Source organism: Rohdeia mirabilis, assembly GCA_007750655.1.
Taxonomy (GTDB): Bacteria; Planctomycetota; UBA1135; order UBA1135.
The window spans coordinates 2,862,976-2,879,916 of the sequence record CP036290.1 but is presented as its reverse complement, the minus strand read 5'-3'; the positions used below and the strand labels follow the sequence as shown (position 1 = coordinate 2,879,916).

The following is a 16,941-nucleotide window of genomic DNA, read 5'->3' as shown; positions in this document are numbered from 1 at the left end:
ACGGAGCCTCGCGGAACTCGACGTCGTTGTCGTCCGCGAGGCGTCGACTCGTCGGGGTGACGAATCGGCGGGAGGATGCCGATCGATCGTGAGCGGACGATCGAGACACGATCGCGATCGACTCAATGCTCCGTGAGGCAGGAGCGAAGGCCCGGACAATCGACTGCTGGCACCGTGTTGCGCACGTTCCGTAGCGCGCGCTCGTTCGCTCGTGCTCAGTCGCCCGCAGGTGTGAGCTCCACCTTCGCGTCGAGCAGTTCCTCGACGGCACCGAGCTCGGCGAGGAAGGTTCCCACGTCGTTCGCAGCGACGCGCAGACCACGCAGCGCCACGTCGCGCTCGATGACGAGTGCGCCGTCCGCTGCGGGCGCACGGCGCACGGAGTAGAGGAGCCCGGGGCGATCGAGCACCGCCGATTCGGGTTCGGTCGGCAGGGCGTAGCCGTCGCTCGCACGGATCGTGATCCGCACGCGTTGGCTCTGGTCGACGAGGAGGTTCAGCGGCCAGACGCGGTCGCTGCTGCCGAGGGAGCGCGCCAGCGACCAGCCAGGGACCGGATCCTTCAGGTACGGGCTCTTGCGCGTGCCGCGGACGAAGCGCTGCACCGTACCCGCGAAGCGCAGCTCGAGATCGGCCCCGCGCACGTCGAGGTTCACGAACTCGAACGACTCGAGGTCGATGCCGCCGACCTTCTGGGCGACGAACTGACGCAGCCACTGCTCGCGCTGCTCCGGCTCGGCCTGCGAGAGCGCTTCGCGCAGCGCCGGACCCTGGAGATCGCGTAGGACCACCGACCCGGTGACCGTCGCGCTCTTGTCGTCGGCGAGTTGGATCGCGAGCTCGGTCTCGTCGAGCGCGTCGGTCGAAGGTGCAGGGAGGGACTCGAAGCGCGGGCCGTCCGCGCCCAGGACGACGACGCGTCCGCCCGCCATGACCTGGGGCAGCCGTCCGAACGGAAGCCCCCGACCACCTTCGGGCACCAGCAGCCAGGTCGGCTCGACTCCTTCGGACGCAGGCGCGAGTCGGATCAGCGGCTCGCCGAAGTCGTCGCGCGACACGAACGGGTCGAAGCTGACGGGCGCCAGATCGTCCGGCAGCTGGGGGTGCGGAACGGCCCACTCGAACTCGACGCCCGCCAGTTCGAAGAGCGCGGCGAGCAGACCCAGCGGCCGACCGCGGCGCATGGTCCACACGTCCGTCGTGTCGCCGTCGCCCGCGAACTCGAGCACGTGGTCGGCGACCGCGTCGTACAGCGCACGGGCGCGTTCCCGTGCGGGACGGTCGGCGGCGACGCGCTGGGCGAGGGCGCGCAGTTCCAGCTCCACGTCGGCGGCCAGACTGGTGGTGAAGGACAGGTTGCGGCGCCGCTCCTCGGTCAGGTGGGCGAGCTCGATGTCCTCGCCGTACTCGAGCCACTGCATCAGGTTCGAGTTGGCCGGCCGCGCGGGTTCCTCGGGCAGGCGCAGCATGTCGCGCGTCTCGAAGACGTGCACCGTGCCCGGCCCCGCCGGCGTCTCCCAGCGCTTGGTCTCGTGCGTGCCTTCGAAGGCGTGCAGCTCGAAACGTCCCGGCGTGCCGTCGGGCAGGTACACGACGAGTCGACTCAGCAGGTAGGGCTGTTCGAACGACTCGAACATCCACCGACCGAGCTGGGGGGCGACGCCGAGCGTGCCCGACACGTGGTTGTCGAAGACCAGTTCGACCGCGTCTCCCGGGTCGAGCGACGGCATGACCCAGCTGCCTTCGACGACGATGGGCTCGTAGGTACCACCGTCCACGTCGAGGACCTGCGCCACGTGCGGTTCATCGGCGACCGGACTCTCGTGCAGCATCTCGGTGCCGGTGCGATCGTGCGCGGTGGTGATCGTGTGGTCGCGGACGTGGAAGGACCCGTCGGGTCGGACGAAGACCATGCGACCGTCCAGCGCCAGCGACGTGGACGCATCGGTCACTTCGTCGCGGGCGTGCGCCAGGACCGCCTCGCGATCGACGGCGAAGGCGCGGAAGAAGTCCTCGGCCGGATCGGGCACGCCCAGTTCGCCGACGGTCTGGCGCAGGGCCGTATCGCTCGGGTCCAGGTCGAGCGCCGCGAGGTACGCGTCGCGCGCCTCGGCCTCCCGTCCCTGCTCGAGCAGATGGTCGCCGAGCGCGGCCTGCAGGCCGGCGTCGAACGGGAAGTCCGCGATGCGACTGCGCAGGTGCTGCTCGTAGAAGGCGGTGTCGCCGAGCGAACGGCGCACGCTGGCCTCCTCGTCGTCGAGCCAGCGGGCGTCGGGGTCGGCGGCGCGCCAGGTGGCGATCCATTCGAGCGCGCGCTCGAGGTCGCTCCGTCCACCGCTGGACAACAGCCCGAGGACCGAGTTCGCATGGCCGGCCGAGCTGCGTCCGTCGAGTCGTGCGGCTCGTTCGTGCAGTGCCAGGGCGGCGGGGCGATCGTTGCGCGCGTAGCTGCGGCTCGCGAGACGTCCGAGCGTGTCGGCGTCCTCGTGCCGCGCCAGGCGCTCGCGCACGGCCAGGAGTTCGAGCGTTCCGGTCGGGTCGAGCGCGGACAGGGCTTCGAACTCGAGCGTGGCGAAGCGCGGGACGTCGGGGTGGCGCTCCGTGAGTTCGCGAGCGATCTCCAGCGCCTCCCCGGGACGGTCCTCCTCGAGCAGACGGAACGCGCGGTTCTGCGCCAGTTCGGGCACCGCGAGGTCGAGTTCGTCCATCCGTCGCTCGAGCTCCATCTGCCGGCGGCGCTGCACCTCGTCCGGCAGGTGCACGCAGTTCGCGAGGGCGAAGTAGCGCTGGTAGAGCCAGGCTCCGACGGCCCCGGTCTCCACCGGTTCGGCGACCGTCAGCGCTTCGTCCAGCGTGCCGTCGTGGCGGTGCTCGAGGATCGCGAGCGCCTGTTCGAAACCGTCTGCACCGTCGGGGCCGACGGACGCGATCCGTTGCGGAGGCGTCGCGTGGGGGCGTGCGTCGGGATAGGCGGCGGGCACGGCGTCGATGCTCGCGACGCTTCGGACCTCACCGGCGGCGAGCGTTCCGTCGAGGGCGAGGACGCGCGCGCGCACCATGCCCGCGTACCCGTTGTCGCAGCGCAGGACCAGCGCATTGGGTCCGGGAGCGAAGTCCACGCCGAACGTGTGCAGATCGTCGCCCTCGGTCAGTCCGCCGTGCAGGTCCTCGAGCGCGAGCTCGCCGTTCCAGTACACCTGCACCGGGAAGTTCGCGTACAGCTCGATCGTGGCCGACTCGAGCTCGCACTCGAACCAGGCGGCGAGGTACAGCTCACCACCGACGGACGGATGGACGTGACCGTCGGGGTCCAACGTGCCTTCGCGGGCCGCGACGTGCTTCCATTCCACCTCGGTCCCGAAGTCCGTGGGGTACGCGGTCCGCCACGTGCGCGCGGGCCCGTCGTTCGGCTGCGGTCCCCACAGAGGTTCGTAGCGGTCGAGCGGACCGAGCGGGCCGACCACGAACCAGTCCGAGACCTCGTCCAGATCGGTGCGCGGACGCAGTCGGGCGGGCGACTTCGAGAACGTCGTTCGCCAGACCGCGTCCTGCTCCAACTGGGCCAGCAGATCGCGTGCGCGGCCATCGACGACGGCGTCGCGCAGTTCGCGCAGGGTCGCGAGGGGGATCGGTTCCGGACACAGGCCCTCGAGATCCAGCAGCGACGCGACCGCCTGCTGTGCGAGGGGCGAGCGCGGATCGGCGGCGAGCGCTGCCAACCAGTCGCTGCGCACGGCGTCGTAGCGTCCGCCGAACAGTCCCGGATGCCCGACCAGGAGCTCCGCCGTGAGAGCGGGCGCGGTCGCCGCGTCGGAGCCCGAGGCGACGCGCGCGCCGTCCGCACCGGACTGGGCGGCGCGGATCGGCTGGAGCGGTGCGAGCGCGAGAAGGAGGGCGGTGGCGAGGTGCAACATCACTGGGCGGTGCGGGCGACGAGAACGGCGGACTGGGCCTCGTCGACGCGCGCGGCGAACTCGCGGAACGCCGCGTAGCGTTCGACCGGGACGCGGTTCGAGAGGAGGGCGAACGACTCTTCGACGATCCAGCCAGTGGCATGGAGCGAGATGGTGAGGGTGTAGGTGGCGTCCTCGCAGCGCAGTTCGACCGACTCGGGCGCATCGGCCGGCGCCAAGGTCTCGGGCAGGATGTGGACCACGCGGATGGTGCGCGACGACGGAGCCGTCAGGAGCAGGTCCGTGCGGCGTTCGTCGGCGCCGACCGTCGCCGCCGTGCGCAGCAGGCCGAGGCGATCGAGGCTGACCGGGATCTCCATGCCGTCCGCCGTGGGGCGCGCGAGCTGTTCGGCGCCGACCATCATCGAGATCGAGACGGGCGTCGCGAGGTCGTCGAGGTCGCTCGTCGTGATCTGCACGCCGCCGGCGATCGGGCCGAAGAGGCGTGCGAGGAGCTGCTTGGCGGTCTCCTCCCGCTCGTCGGCACTGCCGTCGAAACGGGCGCGATCGGTGGCGCCTTCGCGTCCGAGCGAAGTACGGCGCAGGCCGATCGTGGCTCCACCGTCCGCGAAGAGCTTGGCCTCGATGTCGAGCCTCCAGCTGTTCGCGGCGGCCTCGCCGAACGGCACGGTGCGCTCTTCGATGCCGCCTTCCTTCACGACCAACACCCGCGCCCCCGCGTCCATCTGGGGCAGAACGCCGAGCGGGTGGTGCCGCGCCGTGCCGTCGAGGAACATCTCCGGCAGGCCTTCCTGTGCGGGGACGTACGCGATGCAGTGGTTGAAGTGCTCGACCAGGGCCAGTTCGTGGTCCTCGATCTGACGGCGGTCCTGGGCGTCGATCAGAACGGGCCAGGCCTCGATCCCCACCTCGGACAGCATCGCGCGCAGCAGGATCGCCTTGTCCTTGCAGTCGCCGAAGCCGCGGCTGTAGATCACCGGCGCGCTGTAGGGCTGGTAGCCGTGCACGCCGAACTCCCAGGCGTTGTAGCGGATGTCGGTGACGACGAAGTCGTAGATCGCGCGCAGGCGTTCGGCCTGGGTCGTGGCGTCCGCCGTCAGTTCGCGCACCTTGTCGCGCATCTGCGGCGAGACCTTGATCTCCTCCTCGATCAGATCCCACCACCAGGTGCCGAAGGCGTCCCACGAGGCGTAGCTGCTGGCCTGGACGGTGGGCAGGAGTTCGGTGGCCGGCGGCATCAGCGGTTCGCTGCGCACCGGTGCCAGATCGTCGAGTCGCCAGGTGAGTTCCTCGCCACCGCCTTCGAGCGCGACGACCTGCGGTGCACCGACGCCGCCGCGCGCGTGCGTGCGCAGTGGCAGTTCGGGCGTGGTTCGCAGGACGATCTCGCTCTCGCGCGTCGGCACCGACGGATCCGGCGCGAAGCCCGAGCGGAAGCCGAAGTAGTGGCCGAAGAACGTGGGGCGCAGGTCGTCCACGCGCCACTCGAGGTCGATCACGTCGCCGACGGAGAGCGGCGGGAGGTCGACCACGATGCCGTAGGACGAACGCCCCGTGCGCGCGCCGCGTTCCTCGCCGTCCGGGCCCAGCACGTTGGCGGTGAGGACGCGCACCTCCTGGTTGCCGTAGGCGCCGAACGGCACGCGGTCCAGGTCGCGAGCACCGCGTTCGGTCAGCACGCGCACGACCTGGCGGTAGTAGCGCTGGGCCGTGCCGTCCGGTTGGACGTCGACGACGACCCGACTCAAGAGCACTTCGCGGCTCGCGCCGTCGCCGCCCCCGGATCCAGTGGGCGTAGGTTCCGACGGTTCGAGCGCGGTGGTGCGCGCGATGACGTCGGCCAGCGGTTCCAGGTAGGGCGCGTGGAAGGGCTCGACCCCGCTCGCGCGCAAGTGGTCGAGCAGACGGCGGTCGTCCTCGGCGGAGAAGTCGAGCTCGAGCAGGCGTTCGAGCGCGGCGACCGCATTCTCGATGTCACCGTCCGCGACCAGCGCTCGCGCGCGCCAACGGTGCGTCGTCGCGCGCTCGGGAGCCAGCTCGAGGGCTTCGTCGACGAGTGCGAGCGCGCGGTCGTTCTCGCCCAGCCCGATCAGGTCGTAGGCGGCGCGCACGAGCGGCGTCCCGTTCCACGGGTCCTTCTCCAGCGTCAGGCGCGCGAGACGGACGACGCGGTCCGCGGCGCTCTCGCCCTCGCGATCGAAGACGTCGCTCCTCCACGCCAGCGCGCTCAGGTACGAGGTGTCCTGCGTGCTCGCATAGGCGTCCTCGAGGATCTGCGTGGCCAGCGGATCGGCGCTCGAGAGCACCGTAGCCGCCGCCGCTCGGTACAACGGCCAGAGCGTGGCGCGCGGCAGGTCGAGCATGCGGTGACGGTCGCGGTCGGCCTCCGCCGAGCGCCCGAGCGAGTCGAGGATCGACACGCGCAGCCCGAGCGACTGCATGTCGTCCGGGTTGCGCGTCAGGGCGCGCTCCAACTCTTCGAGCGCGCGCTGGACCAGCGGTTGGTTGACGATCGAGTGACGCGCCCGTTGACGCAGTGCCCAGGGTTGGTTCGGGTCGCTGGCAAGGACGTCGTCGACGGCGCGCAACCACGGATTGACGTCGCGCTCGGCGGCCGATCCGGTCGGTTCCAGGGCCGAAGCGCGCCGCATGCGCACTTCGATCGAGTCGGGGTCGAGCTCGAACGCGCGCTCCGCCTCGGCGCGGCCGGGGTGTTCGGCCTCGGGCGTCGGTCGATAGAAGTCGGCCAGACGCGAGCGCCTGAGCCAACCGTCCGCGGTGTCGTCCGCCAGTGCGCGCCGGCGAGCGCCGGGTGCGTCGAGCGGGTCGGCGGACCTGGGCGCACGCGCTTCGAGCACGTGGACCTGTGCACCCTCGGGCCGCTCGGCGACGTGCTCGAGCTGTAGCGGTCGCGCCGTTCCGCGTTCGGCGAGGCGCGCGACGAAGGCCGGCGCGCCGTCCTCTCCGCCGACCAGGATCGCGATCTCGTTCCAACCGGCGTCGAGTTCGATCGGCACCGCGACCGAGTCCGTGCGCAGCGCGCGCTCGCCGAGCAGGGCCACGACCTGTTCGCCGTCGACCCAGGCCCTGGCTTCGCTCGTCGCGCCGAGGTAGAGCAGCGCCTCACGAGCCCCGTCGCTGCGGACCCAGGTGCGCGCCACGACACAGGCCTGGTTCCACGGGTCGATCAGCTTGCCGAAGCGCACCTCGCCGAAGCGCGGCGCCACCTGCGGCGTCCGGCGCCAGACCACGTCCCGCAACTTGCCCGCGTAGCTGACGGCGTCCGGTTCGGTCGCGGCGGGGGGCAGGCGGTCGAGTCCGGCTCCGCGCTCGTTGTCGAACGGTCCCGCGAACTCGAAGTGGTGGAGCGGGCCGAGTTCCTCCAACTCGCGCTCGCGGATCCAGGCCAGCAGCGCGTGCGACGGGCCGTGGACCGGATCGATCGAGACACCGTCGAGGCGCTCGGTCAGGTACGTCCGGTTGCCGGTGACGCTCAGCTGCGACAGGAGGGTGACCAGGGCGTACTCGACGGCGTCCGCCAGTTCGCTGGAGCGGTCGTCGTAGGGGCGCGTCGCGAGTTCCTCGCACGCGCGCCGGACCGCGTCCGACAGCGCGTCGACCGCGTCGCCGACGCGCCCTTCGCTGTTCGCGGCGACCGCTTTGGCGCGGGTGTCCCGCAGGGACTCGAGCGCGGGGTCGTCACCGCTCGCGGCCGTCGCTCGCGGTGCGAGTCCGAGGAGAACCGCCAGTCCGAGCGCCACGGCGAGGCCGCGACCGGACGAACGAAGGGGAGCGAGAGCGAGCGAGCGGAAGGGGACGTGGATCATGGTTCTGGAACGGCGCGAGGGGGCTCGGTCCGTGCGCCAGAGCCTAACGGCAAGTGGTCGCCACCGAGCGGCTCCCGCGCCTCGCTCGCGCACCTTTGGCGACGTTCGGAGGCGGTGTACCCGCAGGGCGCGCGCCCTCCACGCGGCGCGGTCGCGACGGAGTCACGACGGCGCTCGCGCGGCGACACCTCGGACGACCGCGCTGGGACGGTGCGCGCTGGGACGGGGCGACGTCCCGCGATCGAGCGGACGCGGTCCGTCCTCGCGCGACGTTCCCGTCGGGCTCGGCCCCCGTCCGATCAGGTACCGGTCGCCGCGCTCCAGGCGGCGTCGAAGAGCGCGCGGTCGTCGGCGTCGGTGTCGTCGTCACCGTCCACGTCGGCGTCGGGCGATCCGTCCGCGTACTCGAAGTCGTAGTTCGCGAGGTCGTCCTGGTCCACGTCGCCGTCCAGGTCGAAGTCGGCCAGGTGGAACAATCGGATCGTGAGGTCGAGCGTCGCCGTGTCCGGAACGGCGGGCGCGAAGGACTGGGCCGTGGCGTAGGCTTCGAGTCGGTGCGTTCCCGCTTCGAGCCAGCCGGACGCACCGTTCGAGTCGGTCGAGCCGTTGTACGCACCCATGGTGAAGAGCGTCTGGCCGTCGCGGCCGAGGTGGACGAAGCTCTGGCTGTAGCCGGCGGTCGTAGTGGCGCTCGCGTCGACGGCGAAGCGGGAGCGACTGGTGAGCGTGAACTCGAGGCGCAGGTTCGCGGAACCGCCGGCGTCCTCGGAGAAGAGGTTGCCTTCGACCTGGGCCGACGTGGTCATCGCCGCCGACAGGACGCGCGCGCCGAGGTGCGACACGTGGGTCGCGGCGGCCGTCCCGATCGGAACGCCGTAGTAGTCGGAGTGGTCGATCTGGGCGTCGAGCGTGGTCGTCGTGAGGGGCGACGTGTCGTCGTCGACGTCCTGCACGCCGTCGTCGTACTCGTAGTCGAACGCGCGCGACTCGGCGCTCGCGCGGCGGATCTCGATGGCGCCGTACTCGAACACCGGTTCGAAGACGCTCGCCGCGGGCTCGAGCCGCAGCCGCAGACCTTCGGTGGCGCCGATCACCGTCTGGCCGAGGCCCGTCGGGTCGATCAGCACGCCCTGCGCGAACAGGTCGTAGCCGGCGAAGGCCGGGACGTTGGGCAGGGCGATCGACGCGTTCGCGGTCTGCCCGGGTCCGCTCCAGGGTCCCGCGAAGTAGAGGCCGATCAGTCGGTTCGGGTCGAGGTCGACCAGTGCCTCGCCCGGCGAGCCCGGCCCGAACATGCTGAACCCGAAGGCCGTCGTTCCGCAGGGGAAGGCGGCGTCGGGCGCGGCGGAGAGGTAGACGGCCCCGATCGATCCGGCGCTCTGGGTCCCGAGCGGATTGTCGATGCCGAGGACCAGCGTGCGACCGAGGATCGCGTCGCCCTGCACCACGACGAGGCTGCCTTCGGGGTTCAGGCCGCAGCCGTAGTGCTCGGTGTCGGCGAGGGCGTTGCCGGCGAGGCCGGCGGCGACGAGGGCCGGAACGCAGGCGCGAACGAGGAGCGAAGGGCGAGCGGTCGAGCGGTTGGTGGTGGTCGTCATCGGAGTCACTGGGGCAAGTTCACTCGGGCGGAGTGCGTCGGTGTCGGAGGACGTCGGCGCCTGGGAGCGCGCCACATGGTGCCGGTGCGGCGGGGTGCCGATCGCGTCCCACACCGTGCCGCCCGGCGCGTCGCACGTCGAGTCAAGACTCGGTGAGACTCGGCACCGGACCTCGAGCGCACCACGCGGATGACGAGTCCGTCAGATGCTCCCGCCCGAGAGCCCCTACGACCGTTCGCAACAGCACCGCGCTGCTCGCCTACCGCGCCCTGCCAGCGGCTGCGACCGCGCGTCAAACTCCAGGTAGCGCCGGTCGACGGGCGGACCTCCCACCGCTGGTTCCCGCTGCCGTCGAGCCCCGACCCGCGTCCAGTCGCCCCCCAAGCACCCGTTGCGAAGCACTCTCGTCATGCGCACGTTCATCATCGCACTCCTGCTCCCCGTCGCTCCCGTCCTGGCCCAGGGCGGACCGCCGCCGCCCCCGCCGCTGCAGCCGTTGCAGAACCCGGTCGCGCCCGCGCTGAACCCGACCACGCCGGCCAAGGTGGACCTGGGGCGCGCGCTGTTCTGGGACGAGCAGCTGTCGTCCACGCGGATGACCGCCTGCGGTTCGTGCCACTTCTCGTCGGCCGGCGGCAGCGACCCGCGCAGCGTGATCGGTGACCACACGAGCACGAACCCCGGCGCGGACGGTGTCTACGGGACGCCCGACGACGTGACCGCTTCGCCGGGCGTCGTGCTGAGCGCCTGGGACGGAACCTACGTGTTCGAGACCACGTTCGGCCTCGACGCGCAGGTGACGCGCCGCAAGGCTCCGTCGACGGTCGGGGCGGCCTACTCGCCCCGGCAGTTCTGGGACGGGCGTGCGGGTACGGCGCTGGTGGATCCGCTCACCGGTCAGACCGTGATCGCGAACGGCGCGGCGCTCGAGGCCCAGGTCCTCGGACCGCCCACCAGTACCGCGGAGATGGGGCACGTCGGACGCGACTGGAGCGACGTGGCGGCGCGCATCGCGCTGAGCGAGCCGCTCGCTCTCTCACCCGGCGTACCGGCCGACCTCGACGCCTGGATCGCCGATCGCAGCTACCCCGCGCTGTTCGGCGAGGTCTTCGGCACCGCCGAGGTCACGCCTGTACGCATCGCGATGGCGATCGCCGCCTACGAGCGCACGTTGGTGCCGACCCAGACGCCGCTGGACACGTTCCTCGCGACGGGCCAGGGGCTGACGCCGCTCGAGAACCAGGGCTTCCAGCTCTTCGGCCAGTTGAACTGCGCCGCCTGCCACGCCGGCAATCGCCTCACGAACGACACCTTCCGCTACATCGGCCTGCGCCCGCAGGGCGAGGATCTCGGTCGCTTCGAGGTCACCGGTGTGCCTGCGGATCGCGGTCGCTTCAAGGTCCCGACCCTGCGCAACGTCGCGGATCGCGCGCCGTACATGCACACGGGACAGTTCGCGACGTTGGCCGACGTGGTCGACTTCTACGACCGCGGTGGAGACTTCAACGGGCCGAACAAGGATCCGCTCATCCAGCCGCTGAACCTGACGCAGCAGCAGAAGAACGCGCTGATCGCCTTCCTCGGTCGCCCGTTGACGGATCCGCGCGCCACGAACGAGACCGGACCGTTCGAGCGTCCGCTGCTGGCGCGCGAGGATCAGCGCATGCCGACGCTCTTCGGGACGGCATCGGCGGGAACCGGTGGCGTGGCGCCGCACATGGTGGCTCTCGAGCCGCCGGCCATCGCCAACCCCAACCTGACCATCGGCATCGCCGGTGGAGTGGGTGGTGCTCCGGCGCTGCTCGCCGCCGATCTGGCGACCTCGCCGTTCGGGATCGACGTGGCGGGCGCGACCGCGTACCTGGCTCTCGGCCCCGGACTCGTCGTGGTTCCCGCGGGCAACCTCGTCGGGACCGGCGCGGGCGCGGGCTACCTGAGTCGGACGTTCGACCTGCGCGGGCTCAACGTTCCGGGCCTGCGTCTCTACGCCCAGTGGTTCGTCATCGACGCGGGCGCACCGGGCGGACTGCTGGCTGCGACGGAAGCGGCCCTCTTCAGCCTCTACTAGTGGTGTGATTCGCTCTCTTGGGGCATTTCCATCGTCCCGTACGGGCGCGCTGCTGCGTTGCGCCTCCTCCGAGACTCACAGCCCGGTTCTCATGGAAGCGGGGGCGAGTCGTCGGCGCGCCTTGCATCGCATCCCGTACGGAACGCCGAAATGCCTCAACAGAGCGAATCACACCACTAGCGCGTTCGCTCGATCGGTGAACCGCGGTCCGAGAGGGGCCGTCCGTCTCGAGCGAGGCGGGCGGCCCCGCGCGTTCCACGGTGACTCGGCGGAACGTCGGCGCCGTGGAACGGACGTTCCGAGCCCATTGCAGAGCGAGTGCGCGTCGCGAGCGGTCCACCAGCCACGGAGCTCACGGGTGTCGGTCTGCCGGCTCGAGGTGGTGCGTGCCAGCTTCGGCGCCACCGTGCAGCTGACCTCGTCTCAGGGGCGCGTCACCTCGACCACGAAGCGCGCGTGCACGCCCTCGTACTCGAGACCCGCACGCGGTGCGTTCGCGACGAGGTGGAGGAACGCGCGTCCGTCGTGGTGCTCGACCATGGCGCGCGTCGCGCGATAGGGGAGGCTCGCGCCGTCGCTCGAACGGGTCGCGGCGAAGTCGACGATCGCCACGTGTGCAGCGAGCGGGAGTTCGAGGGGGTCGAACTCGAGGCGCGTGCGCACGCACCAGTCCGCGGTGCGATCGTCGCCGTACATGTCCCAGGCGTCCGCGTGGAAGCCCGGATCCCATTCCACGTCGACCGTGTGGACCAACGCGGGCGCGCCTGTCGCCCTCGCAGCCGTCTCGATCCGGACCCGCTCGCTCGGGTGGGGCGTCGCCGCGAACGGGCGCAGTCGTGGATCGCCGATCAGGATGCGATTCGCGCCGCCGCCCGCCATCACGGGTTCGCGCTCCCAGGCCTCCGTTTCGGCGACCGTGCCTCCGGGAACGCCGAGCACCGGTCGCGAACCGCGCGCGAGCACCAGGTCGACGTAGGTGGAGCGGACGGCATCGCCGAGTGCGGCCCCGTGGCGCAACGCGTGCTCCTGCTCGCGGTCGACCGCCATGCCGTGGTTGGCGCCGATCGGTGCGATCAGCGCCACCGCACCCGCGTCGAGGATCGCCAGGCACAGGCTCTCGTCCTTGGCCATCAGGTGGCGGGTCGGCGCGTCCACGCGACCGAAGGTGGAGACGATGTCGCCCTCGACCCAGGCTCGCAGCGGCACGGCGCTGTGGCAGGTGCCGCTCCACACCACCGCCCCGGCGAGGTCGAGTTCGCGCACGGTCGACGCCATCAGGCGCGGCATCCGACCCTGCGGATCCTCGCCGACGCGCCCGGGCGCGTACGGCCAGTGCAGCGAGCGATCCATGTTGCGCTGTCCGTCGAAGAGCCAGATCCCCTGCGGGTCGCCGTTGCCCGTCAGCGAGAGGACGCCCGTGCCTTCGAGTTCGGAGAGGTGCGCGTCGACGAACTCCAGTACGCGCGGGTCGGACTCCACGCAGGAGAACGCCAAGCTCGCGCCCGAGTAGCCGGCCACCCGTGCGATCTCGGGTAGATGGTTCGCGTAGGTCGTCGACGCCATCTGCGACGTCACGAATGCACCCATCCAGCGCTTCGATGGAAGTCCTTGGCGCTGAGCGGTCTCGACGGCGTCCCACAGTGCGGCGAGACGCGTCGGATCCGACGCGGTCAGGTAGCCCAGGCGCAGGTCGCAGAACGGGTCCGCGTCGAGATCGTGGGAGAACGCGAGGACACGCCTGTGCAGACCTGCGTCGAGCCGTTCCGGCGGCACTACCACCAGGAGGTCGGTCACGGTCTCGTGGCGTGCGGTCGCAGCGGCGCAGGTCCGTCGGAGCAGCGCGATGGCTTCGAGCGTGGCCTCCGACTCGGTCGGCGGCGCGTCGATCTCGTCGATCGCGTCCGCACCGTCGCGTTCGAGCGGAACGTACACGCCGCCGTGGAAGTCCGCGGCGCGGCGCGCGGTCGCCCGATAGATCTCGGCTTCGTCGGGACCTGCGAGCGTATCGAGTCCGATCGTCACGACGAGGTAGACGCCCGCCGTCGACTCGAGCGCGCCCGATGCGTCCACTTCCACCGCAACCTCTTCGACCGCGTCCTGCTCCACTGCGTGCGCCAGAGCGTCGGGCGTCCGCGAAGACACCATGACCACCGCAACCGCCATGGTCCGTGCGAACGCGCCGCTTCCGATTCCGAGGATCTGCATGGCCCGATCCTACGCCCAAAGAGCTCACTGGATCCGAACGGGAGCGGGGCGCCGACCTCTCGGTCGACGCCCCGCGTCCCGTCGCGTCACCGGCGCTTCGCCGGTCGCGCGCTGGCCCGTCGACTCAGAGCATCAGGGGCAGCCCACCGTGATGCAGATGGCGTTCGAGAAGAAGTCCGGGACGCCGGCGATCGGCTTGTCACCCACGTAGGTCGGATCGCACAGACGAGCCTGCATCGTGACGCTGAGGCCGATGAGCGTGGGATCGTTCGGGATCAGGATGCACGCGCTGCGGTTGCCGTTCGCGTCGGTGGAGCCGGTCGCGAAGCTGATCAGCGCGAAGAGGTCCGGCCAGATGTCGCAGGTGCCGAACAGCGAGTAGGGCTGGCCGGGCTTGCCGATCGAGCCGTACAGCCAGTAGGCCGTGTTCGGGTGGATCGACTGCATGTCCCAGCACCACTTCTCTCCGATCTTCGGGAGGCCTCCCGTGAGGTCGGCATCGGTGAAGTGGTTGCACGAGGGGTAGTTCGTGTCCACCGACGGGGCGACGAACAGACCCGTGCAGGGCGGGCGGGTGCGACCGATGACGGCGATGTCGCCGCCGAGTCCTTTCGGGTCGCCGGTCGCGTTCGGGTCGTAGCGGATCGGCGAGATCGGCATCGGCGCCGCGCTGGGGTCGACGGACATGTCGACGTAGCGGATGCCGCAGATGCCGTGCGAGCCGCCCGAGGTGGTCAGCATGTCGGCCGCGGACGACCAGACCACGTCGTTGACGCCATCCAGGTCGGCCCAGTCGGTTCCGCCGTAGGACTCGGGGGTGTTGCCACCGAGCACCGAGATGCCCCAGTCGCGCACTTCCGACCACACGCCGCCGTTCAGCTCGAACACGGCCGTGGAGGAACGGTGGTTGTAGACGTCCAGCTCGGAGTAGGTGAGGCCGAAGTTGTCGAACGAGGCCATCGTGCGCTGGCCGACGAGCATGCGGCCATCGGCCGAGAACTCGATGTCCGAGATCGGGTGGCCGACGTTGACGAACGAAGCGGTCAGCTCGAGGCGGTCGCTGGCGGGAACGAACTCACCGGCGTTCAGCTCGACCGAGCGCACGGTCGGCTGCGCGTCCTCCGCGGGCCAGACCGAGTAGTAGACGCGTCCGTTGATGAGGCCGATGCCCCACAGGCGCTCGCCGCGCGGCGCGAAGCCGGCGCTACCGTCGTCGGCACCGAGCGGGTCGAACGAACTCTGCACCGTGCCGGTGGCGTCGATGCGGTAGATCGTTCCGTCCTCGTCGTTGGTGACGAAGAACTGGTCGTGGTTGGTGTCGTAGGCGATGTTGCCGAGGCCCGGTCCGGTCACGCGCGTGCCGTAGTTGACCGACTTGATCACGGCCGACTGCTGGGGCAGCTGCGCGAAGACGCTGACCGCACCCGTCTGGCCGTCGATCTTGTAGACCGTGCCGGCGGCGGCGACGGAGTTCGCACCGCCCCCGATCGAGCCGTAGCGCCACAGGGCGTCGGGGAGCGTCCCGGTCACGGCGTAGCCCTCGATGTTGCTCGAGGCGGTGACGTAGATGTCGCGGTCGTTGTCCCAGGTGACGCCGAAGACGTTGCCGATCTGGTCGACGGTCCAGCTCGCGTCGTGGAACATCGGCGCGTTGTAGTGGCTCGCACCGAAGACGGGCGCGTTGACGTCGATCAGACCGAAGGTGTAGCGCTCGGCCACGGGGTAGATCGAACGGGTGCCACAGGTCACGGCGGCCCAGCCGTCGGAGTTGGGCAGGGAACCGCCACCGGCGAGGGCGGCCGAGGGCGCCAGCGCCAGTGCGAGCACGGCGTAGAACGAAGAGGGGTGCATGGCGAGGATCGAGAGGGTGGAACTCGTCACCGCGGCAGCTCTTGGAGACGCCGACGGCATGGGATTCCCAGGGTGGACGCACCCCGGGCTGGAAGAAGCTAGGATCTTAGCGGCTATTTGCGCCTCGACTTCCCGCATGTGGGGTGGGCGCCGAGGTCTTCGCCTAAGGGCCTTGATGCTCGGCACTTCCAATGGCAGGGCCGCGCTACCCTCTGCCGATGCTGGGAGCCCGCCGCCGCCCTTTCGACTGCCGCTGGTTCGCGTGCCTGCTCTCCGTCCTCGCGACCGGCTGTGAGTCTCCGCCGAACTCCGCAGGAGCCGCGGGCGTGGCGGGCGCGGGGAACGACCCGTCGGAACGGGGATTCGCTCCCGTGCCGGTACCTCGTGACCATCACCGCCTCGTCCGCCTGGACCTCGAACGAGTCGAGCGTTCGACGTTGCGGAGCGCGGATACGGCGGGCACCGCGCGCGTCTCGCTCGAGACCTTCGAGGCGATCGTGGTCGAGTCGCCGTTCCGCGAGGTGCTGCCGAGCTGGAATCTCGACGTTCCCGATGGAGCGCACGCTCTCGTCGAGTTGCGCGTGCGACGGGAGAGCGACGAGCTGTGGTCGCCCTGGCTCTCCGTCGGCGAATGGGGTGACGAACGTCTCGTGACCGATGCGGTCCGGCCGCGTGTGACCGAGTTCGACGGGGGGCGTGTGGCGACGGACATGGTGCGCGCGGACGTCGATCTCGACGCGGCTCAGATGCGCGTGATCGGCTTGATGCGCGAGGACGGCCTGATGCGCGAGGACGGCCTGTTGCGCGAGGACGGCCTGTTGCGCGAGGACGGTCCGGGCAGCGGTGCTGTGGACCCACCGCGCGCGACCGTCGCCGTGCGCCGCGCGACGCTGTGCCTCTCCGTGGGGCGCGTGCCCGTCGCTGCGGTCGCTCGTCCGCGCATCGCTTCCCTGCCGATCGAGCTCGACGTGCCGTTCCACAGCCAGCGCGCCGAGGACCCCGGGATCGCCGGGCGGATCTGCAGTCCGACCTCGGTCGCCATGGTGCTGCAGTTCCACGGCGTCGAGGCCGCGGTCGACGACGTGGCCCGTCGCGCCTACGACCCGCGACACGACATCTACGGCAACTGGCCGCGCAACGTCCAGACCGCTTGGACCTACGGCGTCGCCGGGCACCTCGAGCGTTTCGACGACTGGAGCGCCGTCCGGTCCTGCTTCGAGCGCGGGCTCCCGCTCGTCGTCAGCATCGGCGTCGAGCCCGGACAGCTGACCGGTGCGCCGTACTCGAGGACGACTGGCCACCTGATCGTCCTGCGCGGCTTCGACGCGGCGGGCGACCTCCTGGTGAACGACCCCGCCGCCATCGATGGCGAACGGGGTCGAGCGGTCTACGCGCGCGCGGAGCTCGAGCAGGTCTGGCTCGCTCGCGGGGGGACGGCCTACGTGTTCGAGCCGCGCTGAGTCGACTTCTCGCGAGCG

Annotated in this window: 7 protein-coding genes; 2 read left to right on the top strand and 5 right to left on the bottom strand. The window is 70.8% G+C overall.

Features of this window, described 5'->3' with window-relative positions:
* Positions 1 to 215 precede the first annotated feature (215 nt).
* The 3 genes from Pla163_RS10705 to Pla163_RS10695 all read right to left on the bottom strand — a co-directional run bounded on the left by Pla163_RS10705 (position 216) and on the right by Pla163_RS10695 (position 9,339).
* Complete coding sequence (locus Pla163_RS10705; protein WP_145187741.1) at positions 216 to 3,914, bottom strand: tetratricopeptide repeat protein; 3,699 nt, start codon at positions 3,912 to 3,914, stop codon at positions 216 to 218.
* A complete protein-coding gene (locus Pla163_RS10700; RefSeq protein WP_145187738.1) occupies positions 3,914 to 7,741 on the bottom strand; it encodes a transglutaminase family protein in 3,828 nt (1,275 codons plus the stop codon). Before Pla163_RS10700 ends, Pla163_RS10705 begins: the two co-directional genes overlap by 1 nt.
* A 299-nt stretch (positions 7,742 to 8,040) precedes the next feature.
* Entirely contained in the window at positions 8,041 to 9,339 is a 1,299-nt protein-coding gene (locus tag Pla163_RS10695; RefSeq protein WP_145187735.1) for a hypothetical protein, read from the bottom strand.
* A 409-nt stretch (positions 9,340 to 9,748) separates the two neighbouring features.
* Here Pla163_RS10695 and Pla163_RS10690 point away from each other — a divergent pair, with 409 nt between their 5' ends.
* A complete protein-coding gene (locus tag Pla163_RS10690) occupies positions 9,749 to 11,407 on the top strand; it encodes a cytochrome-c peroxidase (RefSeq protein WP_145187732.1) in 1,659 nt (552 codons plus the stop codon).
* 423 nt (positions 11,408 to 11,830) lie between these two features.
* Here the strand turns inward: Pla163_RS10690 and Pla163_RS10685 are convergent, their stop codons facing one another.
* A complete protein-coding gene (locus Pla163_RS10685) occupies positions 11,831 to 13,612 on the bottom strand; it encodes a hypothetical protein (RefSeq protein WP_145187729.1) in 1,782 nt (593 codons plus the stop codon).
* A 132-nt stretch (positions 13,613 to 13,744) separates the two neighbouring features.
* Complete coding sequence (locus Pla163_RS10680) at positions 13,745 to 15,493, bottom strand: YncE family protein (RefSeq protein WP_145187726.1); 1,749 nt, start codon at positions 15,491 to 15,493, stop codon at positions 13,745 to 13,747.
* Positions 15,494 to 15,900: 407 nt separating this feature from the next.
* Between Pla163_RS10680 and Pla163_RS10675 the strand changes: the two genes are divergently transcribed.
* On the top strand, positions 15,901 to 16,923 hold the full coding sequence (locus tag Pla163_RS10675) for a C39 family peptidase (protein ID WP_419185810.1): 1,023 nt from the start codon (positions 15,901 to 15,903) through the stop codon (positions 16,921 to 16,923).
* Positions 16,924 to 16,941 lie beyond the last annotated feature (18 nt).